This is a genomic window from Xanthomonas sp. XNM01, assembly GCF_014851915.1.
Lineage (GTDB): Bacteria > Pseudomonadota > Gammaproteobacteria > Xanthomonadales > Xanthomonadaceae > Pseudoxanthomonas.
The window spans coordinates 693,463-714,778 of sequence record NZ_JACVAP010000002.1; the positions used below are offsets into that span (position 1 = coordinate 693,463).

The window sequence follows — 21,316 nt, forward strand, 5'->3', positions numbered from 1 at the left end:
TTTGGGTTGAACGATTCACGGATCCCGGCTTTTTTGCCATCCTGCACCACCCGGAACACAGGCGGAGAGCCGCACGATGGATGAGAGAGACCTGCTGCGCATCGGTATCCTGGCTGCCGGCCTGTTGCTGATCGCAGGCATCTTCTACTTTGGCCGCCCCAAAAAGGAGCAGCAGGGACGCCGCCGTCCGTCGCCCGCACCGTCGCCCGATCCGGCCGGTGGCCGCCGCGAACCCTCGCTGGATGGCGAGCCCGCCGCGGCCCAGGCCTCGCCTGCCGACGGCGAGGTCGCCGGCGGTGCGGTCGCGCAGTCCGAGTTCGGGCTGGAGCCGCAGGCGCAGTCCGGCAGCGACGTCGGCAAGCGCGCGACGCAGGATTTCGACAAGATCGTGTCGCTGTACGTGGCGGCGCGTGCCGGCCAGGTACTGCGCGGCGAGGACATCGTGGTGGCGGCGGAGAAGACGGGCATGGTCTTCGGCCACATGAACGTGTTCCACCGCCTGGTCGAGGGCCAGCCCGAGCGCGGCCCGGTGTTCAGCATGGCCAGCATCATCAAGCCGGGCAGCTTCGACATGGCCACCATCCGCGAGATGGAGACCCCGGCGATCGCCTTCTTCCTGACACTGCCCGCTCCGATGCCGGCGCTCGATGCCTGGGAGAAGATGCTGCCGACCGTGCAGCGCATGGCCGAGCTGCTCGATGGCGTGGTCCTGGACGACAGCCGCAACGCGCTGGGCCGTCAGCGGATCGCGCACATCCGCGACGAGCTGCGGGCGTACGACCGCCAGCACGAAGCGCCGCCGCTGACGAAATCGCCGCGCTGGTGAGTCGCCCGCGGCATCGGCCCGACATGAGCGCGGTGGCCGTGCGTCGGCGACGCTGATCGAGGGCCCGCGCCGCGGGCTCGCGGGTCGTCGTACGCTCTTATGCAAGCTCGGCGACTGTCGACACGTCGCCGAGGCTGGCCGGTGCCACGCAGCCGCTGTCTCTGCCGTCCGCGCTGCGGCTCCGGTTGCAGACGCAGGGTGACGTGCAGTACGCGGGCGCAGGAGCAGGCAGTCGTGCATGTCGTTGAAGCGCATGCCGGCACTCCCGGCATGCGGCAGTCCGGTGATGGACGCTGCCCGGCCAGGGCGGCTGGATGCGCGGCAGAAGCCGCCCCGGCCGCGTATCGCATGCAGTCGCAGCGTCGCTTCCACCCCGGCAGCAGGCCATGCATGGCAAAACGGCAGGCGCCCGTCGCAGCGCCGCCGCTGGCCGTCCGGCCACAACCTCCGGGGCCGAACTCAGTCAGACGAGCTGTTGAAGCTGCCCGCGAGGGCCGCGTTGGCGTGCGCCGCCGTGCCTCTGCCGCCGGTTACGCCGATGCGGCAGCCGGTCGCCCGCCGTCGGCGGCGACCTCGGCGAAGACCTCGCGGAAGCGCGCCATCTCCGCCTCGGTGCCGACCGTGACCCGCACCCGGTGCGGCCACACCGGCCAGGCGCGTCCGATCACCACGCCACGCTCGGCCATCGCCGCGGCGAACGCCTTGCCGTCGCCGCCGACGTCGACCATGAAGCAGTTGGCCGCAGACGGCAGGCAGGCGAAGCCGCGCGCCTGCAACCACGCGATGGTCCGTTCGCGCAGCGCGGCGTTCTCGCGACGGCGCTGCGGTACCACGTCGGCGTCGCGCAGACTGGCCAGGCCTGCGGCCAGGGCGGTGACCGGCAGCGGATTGCCGCCATAGGCGGCCAGTTTCGCCAGCAGCTCCGGGCGGCCCAGCGCCAGGCCCAGGCGCAGGCCGGCCATGCCGTAGAGCTTGGAGAAGGTGCGCAGCACGACGATGTCGTCGCCGGCGGCGACCCGGTCCAGCATCGAGCGCTCGTCCGAATAGTGGATGTAGGCCTCGTCGACCAGCAGCACGCTGGAGGCCGGCTTGTTGGCCAGCAGCCAGTCCAGTTCGGCGCGGGCGGTGACCGAGCCGGTCGGGTTGTTCGGATTGCAGACGTACACCAGGCCGGCGTCGGGCGCTGCGGCCGCCATCGCACGCACGTCGTGGCTGCCGTCGGCGCGCAGCGGCACCCGGTGCACGGTGGCGCCATGGCGCGCGGCGGTGTCGGCCACGGCCTCGAAGGTCGGGTCCGGGATCACGACCGGGGCGCTGGCCGAGGTGAACGCCAGTGCGGCGCGGTCCAGTGGATCGCTGGAGCCGCCGTAGACCGCGACGTGGTCGACCGGCAGTCCGTTCTGCGTGGCGAACTCGGTGGCCAGCTCGCGACCCAGGCCGAACAGGTAGCGGCCGCTGGCGGGCACGATGTCGCGGGCGGCGGCGACCGCCGCCGGGACCGGCCCATGCGGGCATTCGTTGAAGTTCAGCAGCACCGGGCCGGCCTGCGGGCCGGTGGACGCCACCGGTGCGGTGCTGGCGGCCGGCGAGGCGGCGACCAGTCCCGGCAGCCCCAGCGCGGCGGCGGCGAGGCTGGAACCGTGCAGGAAACGACGTCGACTCAGCTGCGTGGACATGGGCGCGGCACCGGGAGCGGGGCGGCCACGCTAGCCCGTGCCGGGCGTCGCCGGCAAGCGGCGCCTGTGGTTCCGGAGTCGACGCGGCGGCAGGTAAGATCGCCCACTGCCAGCAGAGCCATCCGCATGACTGCCGATCCGGCCATCGCCGCCCGTGTCGCCGACCTCCGCCGCCGCATCGATCAGGCCAACCAGCGCTACCACGGGCTCGATGCGCCCGAGATCACCGACGCCGAATACGACGCGCTGGTGCGCGAACTGGAGGGCCTGGAGCGCGCGCATCCCGCACTGGCCTCGGCCGACTCGCCGACCGCGCGCGTCGGCGCGGCGCCGAGCGGGCGTTTTCCCGAGGTCCGCCACGCGCTGCCGATGCTCTCGCTGGGCAACGCCTTCAGCGACGAGGAGGTCCGCGATTTCGTCCGCCGCATCGACGACACCCTTGGCGGCAGCGCGCCGGCGTTCTCGGCCGAGCCCAAGCTCGATGGCCTGGCGATCAGCCTGCGCTACGAGCAGGGCCGCTTCGTCCAGGGCGCGACCCGGGGCGACGGCACCACCGGCGAGGACGTCAGCGCCAACCTGCGCACCATCGCCGACATCCCGGCCGTCCTGCAGGGCGAGGGCTGGCCGGAGGTGCTGGAGGTGCGCGGCGAGGTCTACATGCCGCGCGCCGACTTCGAGGCGTACAACGAGAAGGCGCGCCTGCACGGGGGCAAGGTGCTGGCCAATCCGCGCAACGGCGCGGCCGGCTCGCTACGCCAGCTCGATGCGAAGATCACCGCGCAGCGGCCACTGGCGTTCTTCGCCTACGGGCTGGGCGAGGTGCGGGGCGCGGACGTGGCCGAAACCCATTCGGGCACGCTGGCGCGGCTGCGCGGCTGGGGATTTCCCGTGAGCGAACTGGCGACCGTCGTGCACGGCGCCGACGGCCTGCTCGACTATTACCGGCGCATCGGCGAGGCGCGCGATGGCCTGGCCTTCGACATCGACGGCGTGGTCTACAAGCTCGACGACATCGAGGGCCAGCGCGAGATGGGCTTCGTCTCGCGCGCGCCGCGCTGGGCGATCGCGCACAAGTTCCCGGCCCAGGAGCAGACCACCACGGTCGAGGCGATCGAGATCCAGATCGGCCGCACCGGCGCGGCGACGCCGGTGGCGCGGCTGGCCCCGGTGCAGGTGGCCGGCGTCGTCGTCACCAATGCGACGCTGCACAACGCCGACCAGATCGCGCGGCTGGACGTGCGCATCGGCGATGCGGTGATCGTGCGCCGCGCCGGCGACGTGATTCCCGAGGTGGTCAGCGTGATCGCCGACCGCCGCCCCGACGGCACCGTGCCGTGGCAAATGCCGACCGCCTGTCCGGTGTGCGGCGCGGAGATCGTGCGCGAGGAGGGCGCCGCGGTCTGGCGCTGCTCGGGCGAGCTGAGCTGCCCGGCCCAGCGCAAGGAGGCGATCCGCCACTTCGCCTCGCGCCGGGCGATGGACATCGACGGCCTCGGCGAGAAGTTCATCGAGGTGCTGGTCGATGCCGGCATCGTGCGTGGCGTAGCCGACCTGTACCGGCTCGACCGCGACCAGCTGCTGCATCTGAAGCTGGCGCTCGATGCCGACGGCGTCGAGGCCTACGCCTCGGCCGTGCTGCCGCACCTGCCGCCCGAGGACAGCGGCGCGCATCTGGCCGCGGCGCTGCGCCTGTCCGGTGCGGTGGACTGGCGCGCGCAGCTGCTGGCGCGGCCGGCGCGCTTTGCCTGGAACACGAAGAAGATCGCCACGAAGTGGGCCGAGAACCTGGTCGCGGCGATCGACCGTTCGCGCGACACCACGCTGGAGCGGCTGCTGTTCGCGCTGGGCATCGAGCATGTCGGCGAGAGCACGGCCAAGGCGCTGGCGCAGTGGTTCGGCGATGTCGCGCTGATCCGCCGCCTGCCGTGGCCGCTGTTCAAGCGCGTGCCCGACATCGGTGGCGAGGTGGCGCGCGCGCTCGGCCACTTCTTCGAGCAGCCGGGCAACCAGCAGGCGATCGACGACCTGCTTGCGCAGGTGCGGATCGGCGACCGGCATGCGCCGAGCGCGAAGCTGCGCGACGGGCTGGATCTGGCCGCGTGGCTGGTCGATGCGGAGATCCCGGGCATGACCCGGCTGCGCGCTGAGCGCGTGCTGGCGGCGTTCCCGACCGCGCAGGCGCTTCTCGATGCCGAGCATCACCAGCTGCTCGCCGCCGGCCTGCCGGAGGATGCCGCTCGGACGCTGGCGGACTGGCTGGACGGCGAGGGCCATGGCGCGCTGCTGCTGGCCGGCGAGGCCGCGCTGGGCGAGCTGCTGGCCACGGCGGCGGAGACATCGGACGCGGCGACCGGTCCGCTCGATGGGCGGACGGTGGTCCTGACCGGCACCCTGGCCGGCCTGTCGCGCGATGTCGCCAAGGCGCGGCTGGAGGCGCTGGGCGCGAAGGTGTCGGGCAGCGTGTCGAAGAAGACCAGTTTCGTCGTGGCCGGCACCGAGGCCGGCTCCAAGCTCGACAAGGCGCAGGAACTGGGCATCGAGGTCTGGGACGAGGCGCGCCTGCTGGCGTTCCTGGAGGAGCACGCGTGAGCATGGACGACTGGCGGCCGAGCGCCGATATCGAGGCCCTGCGGCTGCGTGCGCGGGTGTACGCGGCGATCCGTGGGTTCTTCGCCGACCGCGGCGTGCTCGAGGTCGAGACGCCGGTGCTGTCCGAGGCCGGCAACACCGAGCCCAACATCGACAGTTTCAGTACCCGGTTCAGCGGACATGGCGATGCCGGGCGCGCGCAGCGCTGGCTGCGCACCTCGCCGGAGTATCCGCTCAAGCGCCTGCTGGCCGCCGGCATCGGCGACTGCTACGAGCTCGGGCGCGTGTTCCGCAACGGCGAGGCCGGCGGGCGGCACAACCCGGAGTTCACCATGCTCGAGTGGTACCGGGTGGGCTGGGACCACCTGCGCCTGGTCGACGAGACGGTGGAGCTGGTGCAGCAGCTGCTGGCCCTGGTCGGCCGGCGTGCGCAGGTGACCTCGCTGACCTACCGCGCGCTGTTCGGGCAGGCGCTGGGGCTCGATCCGTTCGTGGCCGACGTGGCGGCACTGCGCGCTCCGCTGGCTGACATCGGCATCGACGAGGACGGGCTCTCGCGCGATGACTGGCTGGACCTGCTGATGACCCACCGGATCCAGCCGCATTTTCCCGACGACCGCATCACGGTGGTCCACGACTGGCCGGCCACCCAGGCTGCGCTGTCCCGCATCCGCCCCGGCGATCCGCCCGTCGCCGAGCGCTACGAGCTGTACCTGGGGGCGATCGAGCTGGCCAACGGCTATCACGAACTGGCCGATGCCGACGAGCAGCGGCAACGCTTCCTGCACGACAACCAGCGGCGTGCGGCCCGTGGCGACGCGCAGCCGCCGCTGGACGAACGCTTGATTGCGGCGATGGTGCACGGCCTGCCGGACTGCGCAGGTGTCGCGCTGGGCGTGGAGCGGCTGTTGATGGCCCTGTGCGGGACATCACGCATCCGTGACGTGCTGGCGTTCGAGTTCGCACATTCCTGACGCGCTGCGCGGACATTCATCGTTTCTTCCCGATTGCCGGCAGAGAATGCGGATGACGTCAGGGCCAGTCCCCGGCGCAGGAACAGGGGCAATGAGCAGAATGGGGAAGGCAAGGCGTTCGATGGTGGCGCCGTTCGCGGTGCTGCTGGGCCTGCTCGGCGTGCCGGCTGCACCGGCAGCCGCGCAGGAGGCGGCGCCGACCTCCACGCGTTGCGAGTCGCGCGACCTGCGCTGGGTCCACTGCGCGCTCGACACGCGCCAGGGCGTCGACCTGGTCCGGCAGATGTCGGACACCCCCTGCATCCGCGACACCGACTGGGGCACCGACGAGCGCGGCGTGTGGGTGGCGCGCGGCTGCCGCGCCGATTTCCGCGCGCGCGGCGCCGGTTCGACCGAGGAGCCGCGGACGGTGGCGCGCAGGATGATCCGATGCGAATCGCGCAGCGGCCGCGTCGCGACCTGTCCGGTGACCCTGCGCGGCGCGCCGGTCCGCCTGCTGCGGCAGATGTCCTCGTTCCCGTGCCGCGCCGGCGAGAGCTGGGGGGTGGAGCGCAACGAGATCTGGGTGTCGCGCGGCTGCAAGGCCGAATTCGAGATCGGCGATCGCGACGGCGGGTTCCCGCCCGGACCACGCGCGCTGGAGTGCGAATCCAAGGATCAGCGGCGGCGCTCCTGCGGCACTACCGTCGAGGTCGGGGTGAAACTGCACCAGCAGCTCTCGCACGCACCCTGCGTGGAAGGCCAGAGCTGGGGCTGGGATGCGGGCGGGGTGTGGGTCGACCAGGGCTGCAGGGCGCGCTTCGCCGTCGAGTGACCGGGCTGCATGCCCGGCATGGGCCAGGCGGGGCAGGCCGTACAATGCGCGGATGAACACCGACATCGACTTCGCCCGCTACGACCGTATCCGTCCGATCCTGTGGACCGGCGACGCCCTGGAACTGCTCGACCAGCGCAAGCTGCCCTTCGTGGTCGAACACGTGACCTGCACCGACAGCGATGCGGTTGCCGCCGCGATCCATGCGCTGACCGTGCGCGGCGCGCCGGCGATCGGCATCGCCGCGGCGTGGGGCGTGGTCCTGGCCGGGCGGGCGGTCGATGCCGACGATGGTGCACAGGCGCTGCTCAGGCTGGAGCCTGCGCTGCAGCGTCTGAACGCCTCGCGCCCGACCGCGGTCAACCTGGCCTGGGCACTGGCGCGGATGCGTCGTGCGCTGGCCGCTGCCGGTGCGGACTGGCGCGAGGTGGTCGAACGCGAAGCGCAGGCCATTTCCGACGAAGATCTGGCCGCCAACCGGCACATGGGCGCGCTGGGTGCGGCGCTGATTGCCGACGGCAGCGGCGTGCTGACCCACTGCAACACCGGTTCGCTGGCCACCGCCGGCTTCGGTACCGCGCTGGGCGTGATCCGCGCGGGCATGGCCGAGGGCCGGATCGCCCGCGTGTTCGCCGGTGAGACCCGGCCGTGGCTGCAGGGCGCGCGCCTGACCGTGTGGGAACTGCAGCAGGACGGCATCGACGCGACCCTGATCGCCGATTCGGCCGCCTCGCACCTGATGAAGACCGGCGCGGTGCAATGGGTCGTGGTCGGCGCCGACCGGATCTGCGCCAACGGCGACACTGCCAACAAGATCGGCACCTACCAGCTGGCGATCGCCGCCCGCCACCACGGGGTGAAGTTCATGGTGGTCGCGCCGTCCTCGACGGTCGATCTGGACACCGCCGATGGCGACATGATCGAGATCGAGCAGCGCGACCCGGGCGAGCTGTACGGTGTGGGAGGCAGCCGCACGGTGGCCGAGGGCATCGCCGCCTGGAATCCGGTGTTCGACGTGACCCCGGCCGATCTGATCGACGCGATCGTCACCGAGAAGGGCGTGGTCGAGCGCCCGGACGTGGCGGCGATGCGCCGGGTGTTCGGCAGCCCCTGATCCGGCGGCCGGTACCGCGCGAAAGCGCCCTGCGTCGGAGCCGGCTCAACGCCTTGCCGTGTGTCCCGGCCGACAGGCGTGCGCTGTCCGGATGCATCAGCGGCGACGGTGTCCGGCATCGCGCTGCGATGGTCCGCAGGGCGAGCGGGATGGACGGCGGCGCGGGAGGCGCACGCATCGCCCGGGCATCGTGTGTTCCATGCATCGCACGGGTTCTGGCGATGCGCGCGACGGATCCTCCGGGGGAGGCGCTCAGCGCTCCGTCGACGGTGTCGTGCGCGCCGTCCAGGCAGGGCCGAGCGCACCCCAGCGGAAATGCGGATGCAGCAGGCCGAGTACCACGCCGGCGCTGGCGCTGGGCAGCAGGATGAAGGCGAGGAACTGCAGGGTCTGCATGCCCTGCACTGCGAACGGCGTTTGCTGGCCGGTCAGCAACTGGGTGGCGGCCATCATCGCGGTGTGGAAGCCGATCGCGGTCCATGGCGTGCCACTCATGGCGCGCAGTCCACCCAGGATCAGCGCGAAGCCCGGCAGGAACATCCACTGCCGGGCATCGTGCAGTGCGCCGATTTCGTAAGCGAAGCCGACGAATGCCAGCGCCTGCAGCAGCAGCGCCGCCCACTGCGGCATGCGGCTGCCGAACAGGCCCTGCAGATAGCCGCGCCAGATCACTTCCTCCGGCAGCGCTTCGGTCAGGAACACCGCGAGCATCAGCAGGGCCAGCCGCGGCCAGATCTCGGCGAATGGCGCCAGCGGCGCGATCTGGGCGATGCCCAGCCCCAGGCACAGCGCCATGCCGGCTGCCGCCGGCAGCAGCCACAGGCACAGCCCCAGCGCGAACGCGCGCGCGGAGGCGGCGGCGCCCGCCATGCCGATGCGCGACCACGGTATGCGGTCCCGGTGCAGCAGTCCGGCCACCAGCGCCAGTGCGCCAGCGGCGAGCACGCCGCCGCTCAGCAGGCGCCCACCGAGGCCGTGGCCGGGGCCGGCCAAAGGCAGCGCCAGCATCCACAGTGCCCAGGCGGCTGCCAGTGCGACCAGGCTGCGCCATATCAGCTGTGTGCCACGCATCGCACGCCCCCTCCGGATCCATCCAGGATGCTGGAGGGTAGCCGATCGTCGCGGCCGGCCCGGGGCGTCGCACCGCTACAATGCGCGCATGACCTGCAATGTCGCCGCCTACCATTTCGCCCGGATCGAGGATCCGCAGTCGCTCGCCGACGTCCTGCATGCGCGTGCCGAGGCCGATGGCCTGATGGGCACGGTGCTGGTGGCGGGCGAGGGCATCAACGTGTTCCTGGCCGGCGACGAGGCCGCCGTCCATGGCTTCGTCGCGGCGCTGCGCGACGACGCGCGCTTCGCCGGCCTGCAGGCCAAATACAGCACCTGCATCCGGCAGCCGTTCGCGCGGCTGAAGGTCAAGGTCAAGCCGGAGATCATCAGCTTCCGCCATCCGCAGGCCTCGCCGCTGGAAACCGGCGAGCGCGCCCCGGCCGTGGATCCGCCGACGCTGGCGCGCTGGCTGGAGCAGGGCCATGACGACGCTGGAAAGCGCGTGGTGATGCTCGATACGCGCAATGTCCAAGAGGTCGCCCACGGCACCTTCACCGATGCGCTGACGCTGCCGATCGAGCGCTTCACCGAACTGCCGGCGGCGCTCGCACCGCACCGCGAGGCCCTGCGCGATGCGACCGTGGTCAGCTTCTGCACCGGCGGCATCCGCTGCGAGAAGGCCGCGCTCTGGATGCGGCAGGACGGCATGGACAACGTCTTGCAGCTCGAAGGCGGCATTCTCGGCTACTTCGAGCAGGTCGGCGGCGTCGGTTACGACGGCCGCTGCTTCGTGTTCGACGAGCGCATCGCACTGGATCCGCAGCTGCAGCCGCTGGTGGACTGAGCCGGCCGCATCCCGCAGTCACGGATGTGAAACGCGGACGCAAAAAGGCTTGCACCCGTCGTAACGAGTGGCTAAGATTCTCCTCCTCAGCTTCGTGGGGCCATAGCTCAGCTGGGAGAGCGCCTGCATGGCATGCAGGAGGTCGGCGGTTCGATCCCGCCTGGCTCCACCAAATCCGACATTACGCCGGTGAAGCGACGGTTCCAAGTCCCCATCGTCTAGAGGCCTAGGACATTACCCTTTCACGGTAGCGACCGGGGTTCGAATCCCCGTGGGGACGCCACCATGCAGTACCACGATGCAGTCGCAGCCACGCGACCACATCGTTCCCGATCCAAGGGGCCATAGCTCAGCTGGGAGAGCGCCTGCATGGCATGCAGGAGGTCGGCGGTTCGATCCCGCCTGGCTCCACCACACCGGACACGCCGGTGAGGAAACCACGTTTCACGTCCCCATCGTCTAGAGGCCTAGGACATTACCCTTTCACGGTAGCGACCGGGGTTCGAATCCCCGTGGGGACGCCACTCGCAAGACACGACAGGGCCGCGCAAGCGGCCCTGTCGTGTTGTGGGCACCGTTCTTCCGATGAGGGCTGCATTGCTGCAGGGGGAAAGTCGTATACGGTGCGGGCATCGCGTCGTGCTCTCGCGCCGTGTCGATTCCTTCCGCAGAAATCGGCTGTCACTCTTCTGACGACGGCGATGTTCCACCTGTCGATCCACTGCGCGTTCGAGCGTACCAACGCAACAAGGCCGGCATGATGCCGGCCCTGCTGCGAACGCGTGCGGCAATGGGTCAGCGCTGCTGACGCTGCTGGTCTTCCTGCTGGCGACGTCCCTTCTGGTTGTCCTGCTGGTCGTCGCGCTGCTGCTGCTGCTGACCCTGCTGGCCGCGCTGGTTCTGGTCCTGATTCTGCCGCTGCTGCTCGTTCTGGTTCTTCTGCGTGGTCATGTCGGCGTTGTCCGAATCGAGCGGCCATCATTGACCGCACGTGCAGGCTAGGCGTTTGCCGGTAAACCGCCGGTGCAGCAATCGCTAGGATCGCGTGACAGTCGCGCCGATCAGACGCTGCCGGATGCGGCAGGCGCGTCGCGGAGGTGTGGCGCGGGTGAAGCATTCATGCTCGATGTCTCCGGACGTGGCGTGCGCGCAGGCGCAGCGCGTTGCCGATCACCGACACCGAACTCAGGCTCATCGCCAGTGCCGCCAGCATCGGCGACAGCAGCAGGCCGGTGAAGGGATACAGCACGCCGGCAGCGACCGGCACGCCCAGACCGTTGTAGAGCAGGGCGAAGCCGAGGTTCTGGCGCATGTTGCGCACGCTGGCTTCGGAGATCGCGATCGCGGCGGCGATGCCGCGCAGATCGCCCTTGACCAGGGTGACCTGCGCGCTGGACATCGCGACATCGGTGCCGGTGCCCATCGCGATGCCGATGTCGGCCGCGGCCAGTGCAGGGGCATCGTTGATGCCATCGCCAGCCATCGCCACGCGGCGCCCTTCGGCTTTCAGGCGTTCGACCAGGGCGACCTTGCCGGCCGGTGTGACCTCGCCATGCACGTCAACGATGCCGAGCCGGGCGCCGACCGCGCGCGCGGTGGCGCTGGCATCGCCGCTGGCCATCACCACGCGCACGCCACGCGCATGCAGCGCGGCGATCGCCTCCGGCGTGCCGGCCTTGACCGGGTCGGCGACCGCGATCATGCCGAGCAGGTGGCCATCGGCGGCCAGGAACACCACGCTGGCGCCTTCGTCGCGCAGCGCGTCCGCGCCCGCCTCCAACGCGGTGGTCGGCGCGCCGGCCTCATGCATGAGGCCGGCGGAGCCGAGCAGCAGGGCCCGGCCGTCGATACTGCCGCGGACGCCGCGGCCGGTCAGGGAGTCGAATGACTCGACGGGCAACAGCGCGATGTTCCTCGCCCGTGCTTCGTCGACGATCGCCTCCGCCAGTGGATGCTCGCTGGCCACATCCAGCGAGGCGGCCAGCTGCAGCACGCGTGCGGCGTCGATGCCGTCGATCGCGGTCACGCAGCGGAACGCGGGTCTGCCTTCGGTCAGGGTGCCGGTCTTGTCGACGACGAGCGTGTCGATCTGGCACAGGCGTTCGATCGCCTCGGCATCGCGGAACAGGATGCCGGCCTGCGCCGCGCGCCCGGACGCCACCATGATCGACATCGGCGTGGCCAGCCCCAGCGCGCAGGGGCAGGCGATGATCAGCACCGAGACGGCATTGAGCACCGCATGGGTCCACGACGGCTCCGGGCCGAACAGCCCCCAGCCGATGAAGCTGGCAACGGCCACGCCGAGCACGCCGAGGACGAACCAGAACGCCACCTTGTCGGCCAGCCGCTGCATCGGCGCACGCGAACGCTGGGCCTGCGCGACCAGCTGCACGATCTGCGCGAGCATGCTGTCGGCGCCGACGCGCTCGGCGCGCACCAGCAGTGCGCCAGTGCCGTTCATGGTGGCGCCGACCACCCGGTCGCCGGTGGTCTTGGCCACCGGCACCGGCTCGCCGGTCAGCATCGATTCGTCCACATGCGAGCGGCCGTCGATGACGATGCCGTCGACCGGCACGGCCTCGCCCGGGCGTACGCGCAGGCGCTCGCCGACCTGGATCGCATCGAGTGCGACGTCCTCCTCGCTGCCGTCGTCATTGAGCCGGCGCGCGGTCTTCGGAGCCAGGCCGAGCAGGGCGCGGATCGCGCTGGAGGTGCGCGCGCGGGCTTTCAGTTCCAGCATCTGCCCGAGCAGGGTCAGCGACACGATCACCGCCGCCGCCTCGAAGTACACGCCGACCCGGCCGTGTTCGCGGAAGCTGTCCGGGAACAGCTGCGGCGCGATCGTGGCGACCACGCTGTAGCCGAACGCGGCCAGCACGCCGGTGCCGATCAGGCTCCACATGTTCGGGCTGCGGTTGCCGATCGACTGCGCCCAGCGCTGCAGGAACGGCCAGCCAGCCCACAGCACCACCGGCGCGCTCAGCGCCAGTTCCAGCCAGGTACGTGTACTGGCGGACAGCGCAGGAAGCAGATGGCCGCCCATCGCGACCAGCATCGTCGCTGCGCTCAGCGGCAGCGTCCACCAGAAGCGGCGGCGGAAATCGGTGAGCTCCGGATTCTCTCCGTCGTCCAGGCTGGGCAGCGCCGGCTCCAGCGCCATGCCGCAGATCGGGCAGGTGCCGGGGCCGTCCTGTTCGATCTCCGGATCCATCGGGCAGATGTAGCGGGTGCCCGGCGGTACGGCCTCGGTGGCGACGCCATCGGGGTCGAGGAAGCGGTGCGGCTCGGCGATGAAGCGCTCGCGGCAGCGTGCGGCGCAGAAGTGGTACTGCTGGCCGCGATGGTCGGCATGGTGCGGCGTCTTCGCCGGGTCGACCTGCATGCCGCAGACCGGGTCGCGTGCCAGCGTCGTCTTGCCGGGGTCAGATGCAGGTGCGCGGGCACCGCAGCAGGTGCTGCCGGCGGCAGCTTGCGGGGCATCGAGGTACCGTGCGGGCTCGGCGATGAAGCGCTCGCGACAGCGTGCGGCGCAGAAGTGGTACTGCTGGCCGCGATGGTCGGCATGGTGCGGTGTCTTCGCCGGGTCGACCCGCATGCCGCAGACCGGGTCGCGTGCGATCTCCGGTGCGTGGGTCGACGCAGCGGCGCCGGACCCGCAGCATCCGCCCGCAGCGTGTGGGGTGTTTCTGCTCACGGCGTCGGCTCCTGCTCCCCGGACAGGGCGGCCATGATCGGGCACTCGCTGAGCGCGCCGTGGCCCGGACAGGCGTCGACCAGCAGCTGCAGCGCGTCGCGCACCCGCCCCAGTTCCTCGATGCGGGATTCGACCAGGGCCAGCTTCCCGGTCGCCGCGGCCTTGACCGAGGCCATGTCGGTCGCGCGCGCGTCGCTGAGGCCGAGCAGATCGCGGATCTCGTCGAGCGTGAATCCCAGACCTTTGGCGCGCTTGATGAAGTTCAGGCGCAGCAGGTCGTCCTGGCCGTAGCGGCGATACCCGCTGGCTGAACGCAGCGGTTCGGGCAGCAGGCGCTGGCGCTCGTAGTAGCGGATCGTATCGATCGGAACGCCCGCCTGGCGGGCCAGTTGTCCAATGATCATGACGGTGCTTCCCGGGAAGTCGGAGCATTCTGATCCCTGGAGTCTGGTCAAGAGTCAAGGCTTCGGCACCGGTCGCCCGGGCGTGCTAGCGTCGGAGCGGCGCACGGATGCGCTGGAGGAGTGCCATGGAAACGAAGCGGGGCATGTGCCTGCTGTGGGTGGTGCTGGCCTGGATGGTGGCCGGCGGAGTCCGGGCCCAGCAGGTATCCCGGTGCGTCGACGCCCAGGGGCAGGTGAGCTATCAGTCGGGCGCCTGCCCGGTCGGGCTTCCCGACAAGACCTGGGAGCATGGCCGGTTCGCGCCCCCATCGGCGGCCGATGCGGCCCGCCTGCGCGCACTGGAGCGGGAGGCGCAGCGACGTTCCTCCGTGCGCCAGGTCGGCGCGCTACGGCCCGAGCGGGTGCGCACCGCCGTGGACAGCAGCATCGGCCGTTGCGAAGCGGCGAAGAAGCGCCGCGACGACGCGGTCTACCGGCTGGGGCCGCGGCGCACCATCGCCGCACTGCGTGCCCTGGACGCGGAAGTGTTCCAGGCCTGTCGCTAGGCTGCCGTCGCGGCGCGCCGGTCGCGGTGCTTGTCGAGCCGGATGCATCCCCGCTAAGGTGCCGGCCCCTGCTGGCACGGCACGACCCACGCACGATGCACCCACCGGATCCGGGCACCCGCCGCGGCCGCCCGCCCAAGTACGGCCGCGCGATGAGCGACGCCGAGCGGGCGCGCGAGTACCGCCTGCGCCGCCGCCAGCGTGCGGCGTCCGGCAGCCAGGTGCTGCAGGTGCAGACCGACACCATCCTGCTGGACAAGATCCGCGCGGCCGTCACCGCTGGCGATCGCGCGCTGGTGGCGACGCTGGCCGCGGAGCTGGTTCGGCGCTATCCGCCGCATGAGGGCAAGCGTGCAGGACGCGCGGCGCGGGCGGGGCTGGAGCGGGAAGGCTGAGCCAGGGCGTGATGCGGGGTGGTGAGGGTGCCGTACAGTGCCACGTGCAGGCGCAAGTCCCTGTTTTCCCGTGGAAATGCCGGGCCTGAACGGAGGCGGTTTGTGCTAGAATCGGCTGCTTGCGTGGGGTTTTCCCCGCATCGGCCGTTCGCCCGATGGCACGGCCCCAGACCGAATCCTGACGAAGAGTCCTGATGACCGATCTCGCGAAAGAAATCATCCCGGTCAACCTCGAAGACGAGATGCGGCGCAGCTACCTCGATTACGCGATGAGCGTGATCGTCGGCCGCGCGCTCCCGGATGTCCGCGATGGCCTCAAGCCGGTCCATCGTCGCGTGCTGTTCGCGATGAACGAGCTTGGCGCGCACAGCAACAAGCAGCATTACAAGTCCGCCCGTATCGTCGGTGACGTGATCGGTAAGTACCACCCGCACGGCGACCAGTCGGTCTACGACACGCTGGTGCGCATGGCCCAGCCGTTCTCGCTGCGCTACATGCTGGTCGACGGCCAGGGCAACTTCGGTTCGGTCGACGGCGACTCCGCGGCGGCGATGCGTTACACCGAGTCGCGCATGTCCCGCCTCAGCCACGAGCTGATGGCCGACATCGACAAGGAAACCGTCGATTTCCAGCCCAACTACGACGAGAAGGAACTGGAACCGACGGTCATGCCGACCCGGTTCCCGAACCTGCTGGTCAACGGCTCGGCCGGCATCGCGGTCGGCATGGCGACCAACATCCCGCCGCACAACCTGACCGAGGTCGTCGACGGCCTGCTGGCGCTGATCGACGACGCCGATCTCGATGTCGAAGCGTTGATGCAGTACATCCCCGGCCCGGACTTCCCCACCGCGGGCATCATCAATGGCGTCGCCGGCATCCAGCTGGCCTACCGCACCGGCCGTGGCCGGGTGCGCATGCGCGCCAAGGCCGACATCGAAGTGGCCGACAACGGCCGCGAGGCGATCGTCGTCACCGAGATCCCGTACCAGGTCAACAAGGCGCGGCTGATCGAGAAGATCGCCGAGCTGGTCAAAGAAAAGAAGATCGAAGGCATCAGCGAGCTGCGCGACGAGTCCGACAAGGACGGCATGCGCATCTACATCGAGGTCAAGCGCGGCGACTCGGCCGACGTGGTGCTGAACAACCTGTACCAGCAGACCCAGCTGGAATCGGTGTTCGGCATCAACATGGTGGCCCTGGTCGACGGCCGCCCGCAGCTGGTCAACCTCAAGCAGATCCTGGACGCGTTCCTGCGCCACCGCCGCGAGGTGGTGACCCGCAGGACGATCTTCGAACTGCGCAAGGCGCGCGCCCGTGCGCACGTGCTGGAAGGCCTGACCGTCGCGTTGGCCAACATCGACGAGATGATCGAGCTGATCAAGACCTCGGAGAGCCCGCAGGTCGCGAAGGAGCGGATGCTGGAGCGCAGCTGGACGCCGGGCCTGGTCGGTACGTTGCTCGAGGCGGCCGGTTCCGAGGCCTCGCGCCCGGACGACCTGCCGACCGGCGTCGGTCTGGTCGAGGGTCTGTATCGCCTGACCGACGTACAGGCCCAGCAGATCCTGGAAATGCGCCTGCACCGCCTGACCGGTCTGGAGCAGGAGCGTCTGACCGAGGAGTACCGCCTGCTGCTGGAGACCATCCGCGGCCTGATCGAGATCCTCGAGAATCCGGACGTGCTGCGCGAAGTGATCCGCACCGAACTGCAGGCCCTGAAGGCCGAGTACGGCGACGATCGCCGCAGCGAGATCCGCGCCAGCGAGGAAGACCTCGACATCCTCGACCTGATCACCCCGGAAGACGTGGTGGTGACCCTGTCGCATGCCGGCTATGCCAAGCGCCAGCCGGTGTCGGCCTACCGCGCGCAGAAGCGCGGTGGGCGCGGCCGCAGCGCGGCGGCGACCAAGGAAGAGGATTTCATCGACCAGCTGTGGCTGGTCAACACGCACGACACGCTGCTGACCTTCACCAGCAGCGGCAAGGTGTTCTGGCTGCCGGTGTACCAGCTGCCGGAAGCCGGCTCGAACGCGCGTGGCCGCCCGATCATCAACTGGATTCCGCTGGAAGCCGGTGAGAAGGTCCAGGCCGTGCTGCCGGTGCGCGAGTACGCCGAGGGCCAGTTCGTGTTCTTCGCCACCCGCAACGGCACGGTCAAGAAGACCCCGCTGGGCGAGTTCGCGTTCCGTCTGGCCCGCGGCAAGAAGGCGATCAACCTGGACGAGGGCGATGCCCTGGTCGGCGTCGCCCTGACCGACGGCCAGCGCGACGTGCTGCTGTTCGCGTCCAACGGCAAGACCGTGCGCTTCGGCGAGGAGAACGTGCGCTCGACAGGGCGGACCTCGACCGGCGTGCGCGGCATCCGCATGGCGGCCGGCGAGGAAGTGGTCAGCCTGATCGTGGCCGAGCGTGCCGCGGGCGTCGAACTCGAGGGCGCCGAGGACGAGGCGGCCGAGGAGGTGGTCGAGACGGCCGCGATCGAAGGCGAACTGGTCGATGCCGGCGCCGATGTGGGCGTGGCCTACATCCTGACCGCCACCGAGAACGGCTACGGCAAGCGCACCCCGCTGAGCGAGTATCCGCGCAAGGGCCGCGGCACCCAGGGCGTGATCGGCATCCAGACCACCGAGCGCAACGGCAAGCTGGTCGCCGCGGTACTGCTGGGCGGCACCGACGAGGTCCTGCTGATCTCCGACGGCGGCACCCTGGTCCGCACCCGCGGCTCGGAGATCTCGCGGGTGAGCCGCAACACCCAGGGCGTGACCCTGATCCGTCTGTCCAAGGGCGAGAAGCTGCAGGCGGTCGAACGCCTGGATGGTTCGATCGACGAAGGCGACGAGGCGGGCGACGACGCGTCCGTGCCGGCATCCGCGGTCGACGGCGAGGCGTCGCCGCAGGCCTGATCGGCAGCGGCGCATGTCCTGATGCTGTACAGCGAAACGCCGGCGCATGCCGGCGTTTCGCGTTGTGACGCTGGAAAACCGCGGGTGTGGTGGCGGTCACCCCCCGTCTCGTCATGATCTCGCCGTCTCTCGCCACATGAGGGCGATGCCGTCGCGCTCGGACATCGCGCCCGCTGCCGGTGGCAGCCCTACCTTGAATGCCTGGACGCGCGGCGGATCCTGCGACTCCCGCCAGGTTCGCTGATGCGTTCAGAGCACGAGTCGGCGTGCGCGTCATGCGTATCGCACGAGGGCTCACAGGGGCGCCAGGTGTCCGCTGCTGCTGCTGAGGCAGCACGATCCGCTACCCGCGAGGTCGGATGGACCCGTTACCCAGGGCGCCGGTACCTCAACGATCCCCGCCCGCCCGCCCGCCTGCGTGCAGGTCGGGTCTCAGATGGTCCGGCACTGGCGCCAGCGCACCGGCTCGTCGTGCCCTGGGCGCGGATTGAGCTGGATGCGGACCGTGCGCAGCGACGGGTAGCGCTCGATCTGGCTGCAGATCAGCGGCCAGATCATGGCGTCGTCGCCACTGCGGTCGATCACCAGCGTGGCGCGGGTCAGCCAGTACGCACGTCCGATTCCCGGCTGCAGGCCGATGCTGCGGGCGACCTCGGCCTGGTAGCGCGCCTGCGTTTCCTCATCCGGGTCGGCCTGGATCGTGCTGGCGCCCGCATCGGGCGTCCCGGTTTCGGTGGCGGGCGTCTCTGCCGGCGCAAGGTCGGGGGCGTCCGGGCGCGACGGGGCGACCACCGCCGCCGTGGAGGCGGGGGCGGCAGGTGCCGCGGCCGGGAGGCCGATGTGCGTTCCGGTGGTCGGAGCGATGTCGTCCTGCAGCAGGCGTGCCGGAAACACCGCGGCCACCAGACCGATCGCAATCGCGCCCAGCATGCCGATCAGGATGTGCCGTACCGCCTGGCGGCGACTGGCGGCGATGATCGTCTGCCGGGTGTCGGATGCGACGAAGGGCTTGAGCAGTGGCCACAGCCGGCGGCCGTCGACCAGTTCGATGCCGTTGCGTTCGGCCATGCCGTGCGCGTCGCGCGCGGCGCTGCCCTGGGTCAGCAGCATCCCGCGCCGCGCGCCGGACAGGTCCATCGCCGCGACCAGTTCCTCGATCGCAGGCAGGCCGATCCGGTAGGCCATGCCATGCTTGCAGACCAGCAGCCAGCGGTTCTGTCCATCGCTCATCAGCAGGCGGCTGCCGTCCTCACCCGGTGCGTCCGTGTTGCGCTCGGCATCCTGCAGGCCACGCTGCCGCATGGCCTGGCGGATCAGCGAGGAGACCTCGCGCCAGCGCAGCGCAGCGAGCGCCTGCAGCCCGGCAGCGGTCTCGCTGCGGGGACGGCGTACGAACCAGAAATAGGCGATGGAGAGCAGGGACAGCAGCCCTGCGAGACCGGCGCCGAGCACCCACGACGGCATGTGGATTCCTGCGGAAAAGTGATGCCCCGAGTTCAGGCGCGATGGTACACCGCGACAGGCAACACTCCGGTCATGCAGACAAAGCGGCCCGCCAGTCCATAGCCGAGAGGGGAGGGGAGCAAACGGCTAGGTACGGGACTGGCGGGCCGCGTCCGATTTTGCCGGAGCGCATGCTGCCCTGCAACATAGTACTTTCGTATTAGTCCACGCCGCCGGCCGGGTCCGAGGCCGAGCCGCGCGGCCGGGCGGGACGTGCCCGCGGCCGCGGTGTGGGGGCTTCGGCCGGCGCCGCGCTGGGCCGCGCGGAAGACCGGCGGCGCAGCTCCACGGTCAGCGCGTCGATCCGCGCACCGAGCGCATCGATGTCCTCTCGGCTGGGCACGTCGAGCGAGCGCAGCGTCTGCTGGACGCGCTGCTCGAACGCGCGACCGACGCTCTCCCATGCATCGCCGGCGCGGGTCTGCGCGCTGCCGATGGCCGAATCCAGCGACCTGCGCAGGCTGTCCAGGCGGGCAGTGGCGCCGTGCACGGCACCGGAGCGCGTGCTGTCCACCGCGCGCCCTTCTTCGGCGAGCTGCTCGAACAGACGGCTGCCTTCGGCCTGTGCCCGAGACAGGGCGCCGATCCCGGCCAGCCAGACCTGCTGGGCGGATTCGCCGAACTCTCTGGCGATGCGTTCGGTCTGCGCCTGGAAACCCGTGCTTTCCGGCGTTGCGTCGTCGGATGCGGAATGACGTGTGCGGCTCATGAGCGGTCCTTTGGCGAGGGTCCCGCCCGAGTATCGCCCCGGCGCCGGCAAGAGCGCGTGAGCCGCGGCCGCCCGCGTCAGCCGAGTTGCTCCTGCAGGACCCGCCGGATCTCGGATTCGATCATTCCCTTCATCGCCGACATCAGGAAGCCGAGCTCGGCGGTGACCCGGACCTGCTCGGGTTCGAGCGAGATGCGGCCATCGATGCCCGGACCGGACAGCGTCAGTGCGTCGCCCTCCCACTGGCTGGTCAGGCCGTGCCGTTCGCGCAGCTTGTCGGCCACGGTCTGGAGCACCACGCGGACCTGGTCCGGCGTGCGGGTATGCGGATGTCGGATATCGATGCTGGACAAGCGGGCTCCGTCGGCTGGCTGCACTGGGTGCGCCATCGTACGCGGCACGCGCGCCGGGACCAATGCAGCGCAGCAGGTGGGCGATTTGCTAGGCTGCCGCGCATGCCCGACCTGCGCCTCCATTTCAGCAATCGACAGCAACCCGATTTCGCGCTCGCGCCGGGCGTGCACCGGCTGATGCGGCAGGCCAATGGCGTGGTCGGTCTCGGCGATCTGGTGCAGGGTGTGCTGCTGGCCCAGTTCTGCCTGGACCGGCGTGGCCTGTGGCTGCAGGTGGCCACGGGCATGCGCGGCATCCACGTCAACGGCCGCCCGGTGCGGAGGATGGCGCTGCTGCGGCCTGGCGACGCGGTGTATGCCGACGGCGCGGAGCTGCTGGTCCAGGCGCCGTCTCGCCAGGATCGCGCACCCGAGGCGGAGGACGGGCATGCGACCGATCCGCGGGTGGTGCTGCGCGGGATCGGTGGGCGGCACCACGGCCGCAGCTTCACCTTGGGTCCGGTGCGCGTGGTCGGGGCCGCGCGCGACGCCGACATCCGCATCGACGAGCCCGCGTTCGCCGACCGCCACGCCACGCTGGAACGACGTGGCGACCGCGTGCTGCTACGCGATCTGGGGCAGGGCGACGGCAGCCAGGTCAACGGCGTGAAGGTCCGCGATGCGGTCCTGCGCGCCGGGGACCAGGTCGTGTTCGAAGGCCAGCACCGCTTCGTGGTCGAGTTCCCCGCCGCCGGGCCGGGAACGGCATTGCCGGTGATGGAGCCGGCGCCCCAGGCGAAGCCGCAGGCCGACCTGGCCGCATCGCCGCGACGCGCGGGCGGCGTCCGCCTGCCGTGGCTGCTGGTGGCGGCCCTGCTGCTGGGCGCGGCGCTCAGCGCGCTGCTCTGGTTCGGTGCCCGCTGAGCGCGGCGCGGCCGGTT

The 21,316-nt window shown here is 70.6% G+C and carries 18 protein-coding genes and 4 tRNA genes; 14 read left to right on the top strand and 8 right to left on the bottom strand.

Annotated elements, in window-relative coordinates:
- Nucleotides 1-76 precede the first annotated feature (76 nt).
- Entirely contained in the window at nt 77-826 is a 750-nt protein-coding gene (gene zipA, locus IB242_RS10815) for a cell division protein ZipA (protein WP_192279045.1), read from the top strand.
- Between the two features lie 530 nt (nt 827-1,356).
- Here the strand turns inward: zipA and IB242_RS10820 are convergent.
- Nucleotides 1,357-2,502, bottom strand: a complete 1,146-nt coding sequence (locus IB242_RS10820) for a pyridoxal phosphate-dependent aminotransferase (RefSeq protein ID WP_192279047.1) — start codon at nt 2,500-2,502, stop codon at nt 1,357-1,359.
- Between the two features lie 126 nt (nt 2,503-2,628).
- Here IB242_RS10820 and ligA point away from each other — a divergent pair, with 126 nt between their 5' ends.
- The 4 genes from ligA to mtnA all read left to right on the top strand — a co-directional run bounded on the left by ligA (nt 2,629) and on the right by mtnA (nt 7,993).
- Complete coding sequence (ligA, locus tag IB242_RS10825) at nt 2,629-5,091, top strand: NAD-dependent DNA ligase LigA (protein WP_192279049.1); 2,463 nt, start codon at nt 2,629-2,631, stop codon at nt 5,089-5,091.
- A 2-nt stretch (nt 5,092-5,093) separates the two neighbouring features.
- Entirely contained in the window at nt 5,094-6,065 is a 972-nt protein-coding gene (gene epmA, locus IB242_RS10830) for an EF-P lysine aminoacylase EpmA (protein WP_192279294.1), read from the top strand.
- 121 nt (nt 6,066-6,186) lie between these two features.
- Nucleotides 6,187-6,879 carry a DUF3011 domain-containing protein gene (locus IB242_RS10835; protein WP_192279296.1) on the top strand — a complete coding sequence of 231 codons (693 nt, stop codon included), beginning with the start codon at nt 6,187-6,189 and terminating at the stop codon, nt 6,877-6,879.
- A 52-nt stretch (nt 6,880-6,931) separates the two neighbouring features.
- On the top strand, nt 6,932-7,993 hold the full coding sequence (mtnA, locus tag IB242_RS10840) for an S-methyl-5-thioribose-1-phosphate isomerase (RefSeq protein ID WP_192279051.1): 1,062 nt from the start codon (nt 6,932-6,934) through the stop codon (nt 7,991-7,993).
- 252 nt (nt 7,994-8,245) lie between these two features.
- Here mtnA and IB242_RS10845 read toward each other — a convergent pair whose 3' ends face one another.
- Nucleotides 8,246-9,064, bottom strand: a complete 819-nt coding sequence (locus tag IB242_RS10845) for a CPBP family intramembrane glutamic endopeptidase (protein ID WP_192279053.1) — start codon at nt 9,062-9,064, stop codon at nt 8,246-8,248.
- An 88-nt stretch (nt 9,065-9,152) separates the two neighbouring features.
- Between IB242_RS10845 and IB242_RS10850 the strand changes: the two genes are divergently transcribed.
- From IB242_RS10850 to IB242_RS10870, 5 genes are all read left to right on the top strand, one after another.
- Nucleotides 9,153-9,890: a sulfurtransferase gene (locus IB242_RS10850; protein ID WP_192279055.1), complete on the top strand. Its 738-nt coding sequence runs from the start codon at nt 9,153-9,155 to the stop codon at nt 9,888-9,890.
- Between the two features lie 96 nt (nt 9,891-9,986).
- A tRNA-Ala gene (locus tag IB242_RS10855) sits at nt 9,987-10,062 on the top strand.
- 35 nt (nt 10,063-10,097) lie between these two features.
- Nucleotides 10,098-10,173 (top strand) — tRNA-Glu (locus tag IB242_RS10860).
- A gap of 55 nt (nt 10,174-10,228) precedes the next feature.
- Nucleotides 10,229-10,304, top strand: a tRNA-Ala gene (locus IB242_RS10865).
- Nucleotides 10,305-10,338: 34 nt separating this feature from the next.
- Nucleotides 10,339-10,414, top strand: a tRNA-Glu gene (locus IB242_RS10870).
- A 271-nt stretch (nt 10,415-10,685) separates the two neighbouring features.
- On the opposite strand, the gene IB242_RS10875 is transcribed toward IB242_RS10870, so the two are convergent.
- The 3 genes from IB242_RS10875 to IB242_RS10885 form a co-directional block, all read right to left on the bottom strand.
- Nucleotides 10,686-10,841, bottom strand: coding sequence for a hypothetical protein (locus IB242_RS10875; RefSeq protein ID WP_192279057.1), 156 nt, complete (start codon nt 10,839-10,841; stop codon nt 10,686-10,688).
- 166 nt (nt 10,842-11,007) lie between these two features.
- A complete protein-coding gene (locus IB242_RS10880) occupies nt 11,008-13,584 on the bottom strand; it encodes a heavy metal translocating P-type ATPase (protein WP_343237130.1) in 2,577 nt (858 codons plus the stop codon).
- The gene (locus IB242_RS10885; protein WP_192279059.1) at nt 13,581-13,988 is read right to left on the bottom strand and encodes a heavy metal-responsive transcriptional regulator; all 408 of its coding nucleotides are present in this window, start codon (nt 13,986-13,988) and stop codon (nt 13,581-13,583) included. Before IB242_RS10885 ends, IB242_RS10880 begins: the two co-directional genes overlap by 4 nt.
- 143 nt (nt 13,989-14,131) lie before the next feature.
- On the opposite strand from IB242_RS10885, the gene IB242_RS10890 reads away from it, so the two are divergent.
- The 3 genes from IB242_RS10890 (at nt 14,132) to gyrA (ending at nt 17,831) form a co-directional block, all read left to right on the top strand.
- Nucleotides 14,132-14,533, top strand: coding sequence for a DUF4124 domain-containing protein (locus tag IB242_RS10890; protein WP_192279061.1), 402 nt, complete (start codon nt 14,132-14,134; stop codon nt 14,531-14,533).
- Between the two features lie 95 nt (nt 14,534-14,628).
- Nucleotides 14,629-14,928, top strand: a complete 300-nt coding sequence (locus tag IB242_RS10895) for a hypothetical protein (RefSeq protein WP_192279063.1) — start codon at nt 14,629-14,631, stop codon at nt 14,926-14,928.
- Nucleotides 14,929-15,122: 194 nt separating this feature from the next.
- A complete protein-coding gene (gene gyrA, locus IB242_RS10900) occupies nt 15,123-17,831 on the top strand; it encodes a DNA gyrase subunit A (RefSeq protein ID WP_192279065.1) in 2,709 nt (902 codons plus the stop codon).
- 432 nt (nt 17,832-18,263) lie between these two features.
- Here the strand turns inward: gyrA and IB242_RS10905 are convergent, their stop codons facing one another.
- From IB242_RS10905 to IB242_RS10915, 3 genes are all read right to left on the bottom strand, one after another.
- Nucleotides 18,264-19,295: a restriction endonuclease gene (locus IB242_RS10905; RefSeq protein ID WP_192279067.1), complete on the bottom strand. Its 1,032-nt coding sequence runs from the start codon at nt 19,293-19,295 to the stop codon at nt 18,264-18,266.
- Nucleotides 19,296-19,494: 199 nt separating this feature from the next.
- Entirely contained in the window at nt 19,495-20,043 is a 549-nt protein-coding gene (locus tag IB242_RS10910) for a phasin family protein (RefSeq protein ID WP_192279069.1), read from the bottom strand.
- Nucleotides 20,044-20,120: 77 nt separating this feature from the next.
- Nucleotides 20,121-20,396 carry a polyhydroxyalkanoic acid system family protein gene (locus IB242_RS10915; protein WP_192279071.1) on the bottom strand — a complete coding sequence of 92 codons (276 nt, stop codon included), beginning with the start codon at nt 20,394-20,396 and terminating at the stop codon, nt 20,121-20,123.
- Nucleotides 20,397-20,498: 102 nt separating this feature from the next.
- Between IB242_RS10915 and IB242_RS10920 the strand changes: the two genes are divergently transcribed.
- Entirely contained in the window at nt 20,499-21,299 is an 801-nt protein-coding gene (locus IB242_RS10920; protein WP_192279073.1) for an FHA domain-containing protein, read from the top strand.
- The last annotated feature ends 17 nt before the right edge of the window (nt 21,300-21,316 follow it).